9 protein-coding genes are annotated in these 10,268 nt (G+C 74.6%); 5 read left to right on the top strand and 4 right to left on the bottom strand.

Annotation, left to right across the window (positions count from 1 at the left end; all coding sequences use genetic code 11):
* Positions 1-4: 4 nt before the first annotated feature.
* Both ACWDX6_RS26755 and ACWDX6_RS26750 read right to left on the bottom strand, forming a co-directional pair.
* Positions 5-1,147, bottom strand: a complete 1,143-nt coding sequence (locus tag ACWDX6_RS26755) for a DUF2786 domain-containing protein (protein ID WP_451487444.1) — start codon at positions 1,145-1,147, stop codon at positions 5-7.
* Entirely contained in the window at positions 1,126-1,527 is a 402-nt protein-coding gene (locus ACWDX6_RS26750) for a winged helix-turn-helix transcriptional regulator (protein WP_451487443.1), read from the bottom strand. Before ACWDX6_RS26750 ends, ACWDX6_RS26755 begins: the two co-directional genes overlap by 22 nt.
* 79 nt (positions 1,528-1,606) lie before the next feature.
* Here ACWDX6_RS26750 and ACWDX6_RS26745 point away from each other — a divergent pair, with 79 nt between their 5' ends.
* From ACWDX6_RS26745 to ACWDX6_RS26730, 4 genes are all read left to right on the top strand, one after another.
* Positions 1,607-2,458, top strand: coding sequence for an NAD(P)H-binding protein (locus ACWDX6_RS26745; RefSeq protein WP_451487442.1), 852 nt, complete (start codon positions 1,607-1,609; stop codon positions 2,456-2,458).
* 70 nt (positions 2,459-2,528) lie between these two features.
* The gene (locus ACWDX6_RS26740; RefSeq protein ID WP_451487441.1) at positions 2,529-3,353 is read left to right on the top strand and encodes an ABC transporter ATP-binding protein; all 825 of its coding nucleotides are present in this window, start codon (positions 2,529-2,531) and stop codon (positions 3,351-3,353) included.
* Positions 3,347-5,437, top strand: a complete 2,091-nt coding sequence (locus tag ACWDX6_RS26735; protein ID WP_451487440.1) for an FtsX-like permease family protein — start codon at positions 3,347-3,349, stop codon at positions 5,435-5,437. The genes ACWDX6_RS26740 and ACWDX6_RS26735 overlap by 7 nt, the downstream gene beginning before the upstream one ends.
* 421 nt (positions 5,438-5,858) lie before the next feature.
* On the top strand, positions 5,859-7,550 hold the full coding sequence (locus ACWDX6_RS26730; protein WP_451487439.1) for a bifunctional 3'-5' exonuclease/DNA polymerase: 1,692 nt from the start codon (positions 5,859-5,861) through the stop codon (positions 7,548-7,550).
* 66 nt (positions 7,551-7,616) lie between these two features.
* Here the strand turns inward: ACWDX6_RS26730 and ACWDX6_RS26725 are convergent, their stop codons facing one another.
* Complete coding sequence (locus ACWDX6_RS26725) at positions 7,617-8,942, bottom strand: hypothetical protein (protein ID WP_451487438.1); 1,326 nt, start codon at positions 8,940-8,942, stop codon at positions 7,617-7,619.
* A gap of 71 nt (positions 8,943-9,013) precedes the next feature.
* Positions 9,014-9,526 (bottom strand): SigE family RNA polymerase sigma factor, encoded by a 513-nt coding sequence (locus tag ACWDX6_RS26720; protein ID WP_451487437.1) that lies wholly within the window; start codon positions 9,524-9,526, stop codon positions 9,014-9,016.
* Positions 9,527-9,656: 130 nt separating this feature from the next.
* Here ACWDX6_RS26720 and ACWDX6_RS26715 point away from each other — a divergent pair, with 130 nt between their 5' ends.
* Positions 9,657-10,058, top strand: coding sequence for a DUF6479 family protein (locus ACWDX6_RS26715; RefSeq protein WP_451487436.1), 402 nt, complete (start codon positions 9,657-9,659; stop codon positions 10,056-10,058).
* Positions 10,059-10,268: the final 210 nt, after the last annotated feature.

Genomic DNA, 10,268 nt, shown 5'->3' with positions numbered 1-10,268 from the left:
GCCGTCAGCGGCGCTCGTCGACGGCGGGGCGGTCGGGGCCGAGGCCCGCCGCGTTCGCGGCCGTCGTGCCGTGGGTCCAGCCCGCCTCGTCCCACATCGCGCGGACCCGGGTCGTGCGGGTCTCCGGGAAGAGCTCGTCCGTGCGCGAGGTGACCGCGACCTCGCGGGAGGCCAGGACCGGCAGCAGCGTCGGCGTCTCGGCCGCCACGCGGCGCGAGGTGCTCGCCAGCCGCGCCCCCAGGCGGTTCGCGTAGGCGAGGAGGAAGGACTGGCGGAAGGACTTCGTGCGCTTGCGGCCGCCCGCCCGCTGCTCCGCCTCCGCCCGCGTCATCGCCGACGTCCCCTGGACCAGGAGTGAGGTGTAGAGGAGTTCCACCGGTTCCAGGTCCGCCTCGAAGCCGATCACCGTCGAGAAGCCGTACGCCTCGTTCCACACCGCACGGCAGTGGTTCGCCGTCGCCACCGCGTCCAGCAGAATCGCCTTGGCCTGCTCGTACGGCGCGTCCACCCCTATCCGCACCGCCCCCGGCGTCTCCCCCGCCGGCGCTCCCGCCGCGAGCGTCGCCTCGTCCAGGCTGTGGCGGGCCATCAGCTCCTGGGCCTTGGCCGTCAGCGCCTCCGCCTCCTCCGGGTAGCCCGTCGCCTCCGCCTTGGCGAGCAGGGCCCGGACCCGGGTCAGCATGCGGGGCTCGCCCGCCGCCGGGGGTGGCAGCAGCGCGTCGCCCGGCACCGGGCCCACCGGGTCGAGGGACGGCAGCCTGACCAGCAGGCGGTACAGCTCCAGGACCGCCGTCGCGTACGAGAAGCGGTCCGCCTTCCACGGGCGTGTGTCCAGCTCGGCGATCTGCGCCGCCCACCGCGCCGGCAGGCGCTCGTAACCGGCCGTCTCCGAGACGATCAGGTCGCCGAGCAGACGGACGTGCTCCTCCGACAGGTCCCGGCGGGCCAGCCGTACGACATCCGCCGGCTGCCAGCCGCGCTCCCACGCCCGGCGGACGAACTCCTCGCCACGGCGGGCCAGTTCCGCGTCCGCCGCCGGGTCGGCGGCGAGCAGTGACGCCGCTGTGTCCAGTGCCCGCTCGTCGTCCGTGTAGAGCGCTTCGAGCGCCCGCTCCACCGTGCCGCTCACTTCTGCTTCGCGTCCCATTCCTCGCGTGCCCGCCCGATCACCGCGCGGTGGTCGAGCGACCAGTCGACCAGCTGCTTGATCAGGTGGGTCATGCTGTGACCGGTCGCCGTCAGCGCGTACTCCACCTGCGGCGGTGCCGTCGGATACACCGTGCGCGTCACCAGGCCGTCCCGCTCCAGACGGCGCAGGGTGAGCGTCAGCATCCGCTGCGAGACACCGGTCACCAGCCGCTGGAGCTCCCTGAACCGCCGTGGTCCCGCCGCCAGTTCGACCACCACGTGCACGGTCCACTTGTCGCCGAGCCGGTCCTGGACGTCCCGCACCCCGCACTCTTCCGCGCAGCTCACCACCGGATCGGTGGTGACCTCGGTGGTTACCTCCGTGTGCCCCACGGACATGAATGTGCCTCCTTACGGGATCACCGCCGCCCCACCAGGATGATCCTCACCGCACGCCAACGCGAAATCAGGGGGAACCATGCTGCTCGTCGCCGGCGTCTCCGGCGGCCTCGGCCGGCTCGTCGCCGAACGTCTCGCCGAACGCCTCGCCGGGCGAGACGACGTCGGCCACGTCGTCTTCGGATCCCGCGCCGGACTGCCCGGCACCCGTCTCGTCGACTTCGACGAGCCCGCCACCCTGCCGGACGCCTTCGCCGGCATCGGCACCCTGCTGCTGATATCGGCGGGATACGGTGAGGACGACACGGTCGTCGCCCGCCACGAGGCCGCCATCTCCGCCGCCGAGCGGGCCGGGGTCGGCCACATCGTCTACACCAGCCTCTCCGGCGACGGCGACCACCTCCCGTACTCCCTCGCCCACCGCTGGACCGAGCGGCGGCTCCAGCGGTCCACGGCCGACTGGACCGTGCTGCGCAACGGGCTCTACGCCGAACTCCTCGTCTGGCTCGCCACCCCCGACGCCGGCAACCGCATCACCGGCCCGCTCGGCGACGGCCGCCTCGCCGCCGTCGCCCGCGAGGACCTCGCCGAGATCGCGGCCACCGTCGCCACCCACCCCTCGGCCCACGTGAACCGCGTCTACGAACTCGTCGGCGAACGCCCCCTCGCCGGGGCGGACCTGGCGCGGGCGGTCGGCGCCGAGTACGCCCCCGGCACCCTGGCCGGGGCCCGCGCCGCCCTCGCCGCGTCCGGCGCCGAACCCTTCCAGGTCCCGATGCTGACGGGCACGTACTCGGCGATCGCGCACGGCTTCATGGACGGGACGGGCGTGGAGAGCCGGCTCCGGGAACTCCTCGGCCGGGAGCCGCTGGACGCCCTGGAGGTCTACGCCGCAGCCGTACGGCAGGGGCGGGGCGTACGGGAGGGGTAGGGCTGGACCTACCCCCGAGACGCCCTTCAGCGGTCGTGATCGGGGGCGGCGGAAACGGTTCGCTTGAGCCATGACCTCAAGCGCCGTAGCCGTACGGCTCACCGCCCTGCACCGCCACCACCGGGACGTCCGCGCCCTCGACGGCGTCGACCTGGAGTTCCGGGCCGGGACCTTCACCGCCGTGATGGGGCCCTCCGGTTCCGGAAAGTCCACACTGCTGCGCTGCGCGGCCGGCCTCGACCGGCCCACCGGCGGCAGGGTGGAGGTGGGCGGCGTCCCCCTGGAGAAGCTGAGCGAGCGACGGCTGACGCTGCTGCGACGCGACCGGATCGGGTTCGTCTTCCAGTCCTTCAACCTGCTGCCCTCGCTGACGGCGGCGCAGAACGTGGCTCTGCCGCTCCGCCTCGCCGGGCGCCGCCCGTCGCGTACGGAGGTGCGGGAGGCGCTCGCCCGGGTGGGGCTGGCGGGGCGGGAGAAGCACCGCCCCGGCGAGCTGTCCGGAGGACAGCAGCAACGCGTCGCGATCGCACGGGCGTTGATCACACGCCCGGCGGTGCTCTTCGGGGACGAGCCGACAGGTGCGCTGGACTCCACGACGAGCCGCGACGTGCTGACGATGCTGCGGGAGCTGGTGGACCGGGACGGCCAGACGATCGTCATGGTCACCCACGACCCGGTGGCGGCCGCCCGCGCGGACCGGGTGGTGTTCCTGGTCGACGGCCGGGTGAGCGGCGAACTCCTCGCCCCGACGGCCGCACGGGTCGCGGCGCGGATGACGGGTCTGGAGACGGACGCGGCGCGGATGGCTGGCCCGCAGACGGACGCGGCGCGGATGGCGAGCCCGGAGACGGACGCGGAGGGCGCGTGCGCCGGGGCGGGAGGTGTCGCGTGCTGACCGTCGTCCTCTCCGGGCTGCGCGCCCGCTGGGCCGCCTTCCTCGGCAGCTTCGTCGCCCTCGCCCTCGGCGTCGGGCTCCTCACCACCATGGGCCTCGGCCTCTCCGCCACCTTCGACGCCCCGGAACGCACCCCGCAGCGGTTCGCGTCCGCACCGGTGGTCGTCAAGGGGCGGGACGCGGTCACCGTCGACGTACGGCGCGGGCCGGCGACCGTCTCCGTGTCCAAGAAGCTCGACCGTCCACAGCCTGTGGATACCGAACTGCTGCGCGAGCTGGAGGCCCACTGGCGCGTCACGACCGCCGGCGGCCCCGACGCCGTCGGCGTCCACGGCCCGGCCCCCGGGGTCCGTACCCTCGTCGGCGCCCGCGCCCAGGTGCTCACCGGCGACGACCGACGGCTCGCCGACCCCGAGCCCGAGCGGGACGCCGAGGCGCTCGTCGCCCTCAACGCCCTCCTCGGCACGGCGGGCGGCGTCACCGCCTTCGTCTCCGTCTTCGTCGTCGCCTCCACCTTCGCCTTCGCCGTCGCCCTGCGCCGGCGCGAGTTCGGGCTGCTGCGCACGGCCGGCGCGACGCCCGGACAGCTGCGGCGGATGCTGCTCGCCGAGGCGGTGGGCGTCGGCGTCCTCGCCTCGGCCGCCGGATGCGCCCTCGGCGTCCTCGGCGCACCCTCGCTGGTGCGCGTGCTCGTCGACGGGAACATGGCCCCGGAGTGGTTCCTGATCGACCGCGCCACCACCTGGCCGCTGCACGCGGCCTTCTGGACCGGGGTGACGGTCGCGCTCGCCGGGGCGGTCGCCGCCTCCCGCCGGGCCGGGAAGGTCGGCCCGGCGGCGGCGCTCCAGGAGGCGGACGTCGACACGGACGTACTGCCGCTCGGCCGTGCGCTGCTGGGCGCGGGGCTGCTCGCGACGGGCCTCGGACTGCTGGCGTGGATCTGCCTCACCGAGCCGTCGGAGCTGATGAAGCGCAAGACGTACACGACCCAGCCGATGCTGCTGGCCACCGGGCTCGCGCTGCTCGCCCCGGCGCTGGTACGGCCGGTGGCACGCGCCCTGCGGCTGCCGGGTGCGGTCGGCACGCTCGTACGGGAGAACAGCGCGGCGGCCGTACGCCGTACCGCCGCCGTCGCCGCGCCGGTGCTGGTGACCGTCGCCCTGGCGGGTTCGCTGCTGGGGTCGACGGCGACGGTGACGAGTACGAAGGCGGCGGAGGCGCGGGAGCAGACGCGTGCCGAGTACGTGGTGAGCGGCGAGGACCTGCGGCCGGTACCGGGGGCATCGGCGACGGGGGCGACGTCCGTCTTCGTACGGGACGGGGCCGAGGCGCTCGTGAAGTACAGGGCGCGGGCGGTGTCCGACCCGGCGGCCTTCGCCCGCCTGGCGCGGCTGCCGGTGGTGGCCGGGGACGTACGGGAGCTCGACGACCGGTCGATCGTCGTCAACGAGGAGTGGGAGCGGGGGCGCGTCGGCGAGGTCGTCGAGGTGTGGCTCGCGGACGGCAGCGGTCCGGTACGGCTGCGGGTCGTGGCGGTCCTGGCGCTCGGCACCGGCGACAACGGGCCGTACGTGACCCGGGCCAACGCACCGGGTGCGGCGGTGGACCGGGTCGAGGCACGGGGCGTCGCCCCCGAGGCCCTTTCGGCGGCCGGCGGACCCGTCCGCACGGTCGGGGAGTGGGCCGCCGCCGCGCACCCGTCGAGCAGCCCGCAGACCCGGCTCGGGCTCCTCCTGGTCCTGGGGATCGCCCTCGTCTACACGGTGATCGCCCTCGCCAACACGCTGCTGATGGCGACCTCGGTACGGGGCGGGGAACTGGCGTCCCTGCGGCTGGCGGGGGCGACGCGGGCGCAGGTCCTGCGGGTGGTGACCGGCGAGGCGGGCGTGGCCGTGGCGATCGGGGCGGCCTTGGGCCTGGCGGTGACAGCGGTGAACCTGGCGGGCCTGGGCGCGGGGCTCGTAGCCCTGTCCGCGCCGGTGGCGGTGACCGTGCCGTGGGGCGCGGTCGGGGCGGCGGCGGGGGTGTGCGGCGCGGTCGCGGCGGGGGCGGCGGCGCTGCCCGCGTGGCGCCTGACGCGCTGAACGGGGAAGGTGGTGGGGCGGGGCGGCGACCGGGGTCGGAGCCGGGTCACCGCCCCGTCCCTTCGTTGGCGCCTGTGCCGGTGGGGCGTTGCGGCGCTGTTCCGCGCAAGGCGGTCTGGGCGGAGATCGGGTTCGGGGGCTCGGGGCCTGGAGGGGCCCCTGTGCGCGGCCGGTCTCCGCGAGTACCTGGCACGGACCGCCCTTCCTGCCGAGAGTCGCGCCCTCCGGCGACGCGTCATCTGCCCCACCCAGGGCCCGTGACGGCGCGCTTGTTCGGACGACCGCGACGCCCACCCCGACCCACACCGACCGCCCCGCCGCGGGCCCCGGCACGGCCGCCACGCCCGAAACCCGCACCTCGCCCCGTAACCCCGGCTCGCCCAGCGGGCCGTTGTCAGTGGCGGGTGCCAGACTCGCACCCATGAGCGAGAGGTGGGCGCTGGCCTGCGAAGGTGAGGGGGGTGGAGCGCGGCTCGTACCCCTCCGGGCCGACGGGGTGCCCGCCGGGCCCGTTCGGCGGGAGCCGGACCTCGTGGAGGCCGTGCGCTCGCGGCCCGAGGTCGGCCGCTGGGTCTGGCGCTCGACCGGCGAGGTCTATCCGCGTCTCCTCGCCGCCGGGGTTCGGGTCGAGCGGTGTTACGACATCGAGGGCGCCGAGCAGCTCCTCCTCGGGCACGAGGGGCGCCTCGGGGAGCCCCGGTCGGCCGCCGCCGCCCTCGCGCGGCTGCGGGACGCGCCCGTGCCCCCCGACCCTCCGCAGCGGGCCGCCGAACCCGGCTCGCAGGACTCGCTCTTCGAACCGGCCCCGACCTCCGAGGTCCCCTTCGAAGGTCTTCTGGAGGTGTACGCCGAGCAGCAGCGGCGCCATGACCGCGCCGAACACCCCGGCCGGATGCGGCTGCTCACCGCCGCCGAGTCCGCCGGCATGCTCGTCGCCGCGGAGATGCACCGCGCCGGGCTGCCCTGGCGTGCCGATGTGCACCGGGAGGTGCTGCACGGCCTGCTCGGCGAGCGGTACGCGGGCGGCGGGGAGCCGCGCCGCCTCGCCGAACTCGCCGACGAGGTCTCCGCCGCCTTCGGCCGCCGGGTCCGCCCCGACCTGCCCGCCGATGTGATCAGGGCCTTCGCGCGGGCCGGTATCCGCGTGCGGTCGACGCGCCGCTGGGAGCTGGCGGAGCTCGACCATCCGGCGGTGGAGCCGTTGATCGCCTACAAGAAGCTGTACCGGATCTGGACCGCGCACGGCTGGTCCTGGCTCCAGGACTGGGTGCGCGACGGCCGGTTCCGTCCCGAGTACGTACCGGGCGGCACGGTCAGCGGGCGCTGGACCACCAACGGCGGCGGGGCGCTGCAGATCCCCAAGGTGATACGGCAGGCGGTCGTGGCCGACGAGGGCTGGCGGCTCGTCGTCGCCGACGCCGACCAGATGGAGCCCCGGGTGCTGGCCGCGATCTCCCGTGACCCGGGTCTGATGGAGGTCGCCGGTCACCCCGACGACCTGTACACCCGGCTGTCCGACCGGGCCTTCTCCGGCGACCGGGACCACGCCAAACTGGCGCTGCTCGGTGCGATCTACGGCCAGACCAGCGGGGACGGCCTGAAGAACCTGGCCGCGCTGCGCCGCCGCTTCCCCCGGGCGGTGGCCTATGTCGACGAGGCGGCGAAGGCGGGCGAGGAGGGCAGGCTCGTCCGGACCTGGCTGGGCCGCACCAGCCCGCGTGCGGTCGGGTCGGGCGATGACGACGAGGCCGGCCTGCCCCAGGAGGGAGGCGAAGTCGCGGTGCCGGACGGGGAGTTCACGCCGGGCTACGCCTCCACCAACGCACGGGCCCGGGGTCGTTTCACCCGTAACTTCGTCGTGCAGGGCAGCGCCGCCGACTGGGCGCTGCTGATGCTCGCCGCGCTGCGCCGCGCCACCGCCGGGCTCCGGGCCGAGCTGGTCTTCTTCCAGCACGACGAGGTGATCGTGCACTGCCCGGCGGAGGAGGCGGAGGCGGTCACGGAGGCGATCCGCGCGGCCGGGGACGAGGCCGGGCGGATCGCGTTCGGGCCGACGCCGGTGCGTTTTCCGTTCACGACGGCCACGGTGGAGCGGTACTCGGACGCGAAGTAGCGGGATGGGGAAAGGGGCGGTGGGCCGGCCCGCCGGGAGTCCGGCCCACCGCCCGCGCCTACGGCGCTACTTCGCGGAGGCGCCCTTCCGCCACTTCGGGCTGAGTGCGATCTCCTTCAGCTGCTCCATCGTCAGCGCCGGCTCGGCGCGCGTGGCCGCCTGGTGCTGCGCGCCGGTGTTGAACGCGGAGACCACGACCCGGAAGCCGTCGGCGGTGATGGTGTCGGCCGTCCACCAGACGACGCCCGCGCCGCCCTTCTCGCCCGGCTGCTGGGTCAGCTTCACGCGCCGGCCGTCGGGCAGGGTGGTGACGTCACCGCTGCCGAAGAGTTCGTCCGCGACGTCCCCCATGCGCGGCTGGACGTTGATCTGGACGAGGCTCTTGCCGCGACCGTCGTCGACGACCACGTAGCCGAACCCGGTGTCACCGCCCCTCTCGACCACCTTGAGGTTCTTGGGGAGCAGGGCCTTCAGGGTCGCCTGGACGACGGCCTTGCTCGGCTCGGCCGGAGCGGGCGGTGTGGCCGGCGCGTCCGGCTCGGTCCTGCCGGGCTTGTTCTCCGGGAGCTGCTTGAGCAGCGGGTTCCACCCGTCGGCCGTGACCAGCGTCTTCAGCTGGGCGGGGTCGAAGGGCGGGGTCTCGCGGCTGACCGGAGCGCCCTTCTGGGCGGCCGCGTTCCACTCGCTGGCGTCGATCAGGAAGCCGTCCTCGGTGAGCAGCACGGCCCGCCAGTTCTTCGTCTCCTCGCGCTTGTCCGGGTACTCGTACCCCTGGAGGACCATCAGCCGGGAGCCGTCGGCCAGCCGTTCTGTGACGCAGTCGTCGTACGGGACGAAGGCCTTGGCCGGGCAGGTCACCTGGCCGGCTCCGGCTTCTTCGGTGTCACCGGCGCGGTACAGGCCGACGGAGACGGCCGCCTTGCCCTTGCCGTCGTCGTACACCCCCGTGACGGACTGGCCCGTCCCGTCCAGGCCGTCGAAGGCCCAGGTCCCTGCCGGGGTGTTCGCCTCCACGACCTCCGCGAGGGCCTTGACCGCGATCTCGGCCTGGGCCGGTCCCTCGTTCCGCGCGGGTGCCTCGGCCTGCGCGGAGACGCCGTCCGCCCGCGGCGCGCCGACGGAGGCGCCTCTCACCTCGCCGCCGCCCGATCCCAGCAGGTCCCCGCCGTACGACCCGCCGAGGCCGATCACCGCCAGGGCCAGCACGCCGCCGGTCACCGCGGCCGCGCGGCGGCGGGCCAGGCGGCGCCGGCCGCGGCTGAGGCCGGCGGACGCCAGCTCGCGGCCGTCGTGCGCGGCGAAGCCTTCGCCCGTGAGGCGCAGGGCCTCACCGAGCCGGTCCTCGAATCCCTCGTGTCGCTCGTGTCCGTCGTGTCCCTCGTTGAGAGGCATGCCGCATCACCGTTCCGGTCCATGGGTGAAAGTTCGAAAAGGGAGGAGTTCGGGGTCCGCGTGTGCGGCCCTCAGCGGGTCGCGAAGGCGACGAGGCTGCCGCCGAGCCGCTCCCGCAGCTTGCCGAGCGCCCGCACCGAGCGGGTGCGTACCGCCGCCGAGCTCACCTGGAGCGCTTCGGCGGTCTCCTCGATGCTGCGGTCCTCCCAGTACCGCAGGACCACGACCGCCCGGTCCTTGGGCGCCAGCGCGGCCAGGGCGTCGAGCAGGGCGACCCGGAGCGCCGGGTCGTCCCCGGTGGTGGGGGCCCGGTCGGGCAGCTCTCCGAGCGGTCGCTCCGTCGACGAGCGCCGCCGCTGGTGGGTGAGGAAGGTGCGCACGAGAACGGTCTGGGCGTATCCGGCCGGGTTGCCGATCCGGCCCATCCGTCCCCACATCGCGTACAGCCGGCCGAGCGTCTCCTGCGTCAGATCCTCGGCGAGATGGGTGTCGCCGCTGGTCAGCAGGCACGCGGACCGGAAAAGGTGCCCCGTTCGGGCGGACGCGAATTCCATGAACTCGTCCGCGCGGGACGTCTGCTTCATACCCTCCCCCTTCGTTCCCCCGTCGCTCCACACCTTTGACGCGGCGGACCCGAGGGAATGTTTCATCCGTGGGGAGAAAGGCGGGGACCCAGGGATGTCTGAGTCGACCCTGGGCGGGTATTCGGCGGATATGAACGCTTACGCCACGCATTCCGCAGAGGTCACGACGGCCGCCAGCGTCTGGACCCAGGGCCTGGGCCAGTTCCTGGCCGGTCTCGCCGTCGTCGGCGTCCTCATCGGCGCCTTCGTCCTCGGCCGAAGGATCAGGGACCGTGAGCCGCGGCCGCCGACCCCCGATGAGCAGCCGCACCGGCCGGACACGGACCGGCTGCCCGGCGAGATGTCGGAGTACCGCCAGCCTGCCGAGATGCCGCAGACGGACGGGGAGCACCGGCTCATGCCGTACCAGCTGAAGGACTCGGGCACGTCGGGCACCGAGACCTCACCGGGGCCGCCCAGCGAGGAGAAGCGCAAGTGGGGCGGCATCTCCAGTGGCGGCTTCGGAAGCGGCGGCCCCGGGCACGGCGACTGACGCCCTCGGCGGGCGTACGGTTTCCGTCCTCTGATCGCGCCGGGCGGTTCGGACCTGACCGAGCCGCCCGGCGTCCATGTGCGGGCGGACGGGCGGCAGGGTGGGGAGCGCGGTGCGGGCTAGGGTCTTTCGTTTGGATCAGGCCGGATCAGGGAGCGGGGTCTGGTGCATGGGGTCTCCCCAGGCCCGCCAGGGCCGAGGGGACGGATC

It is taken from the genome of Streptomyces sp. NPDC003027, assembly GCF_053591435.1.
The sequence above is the reverse complement of the archived record's forward strand: the minus strand, read 5'-3'. Positions and strand labels throughout refer to the sequence as shown.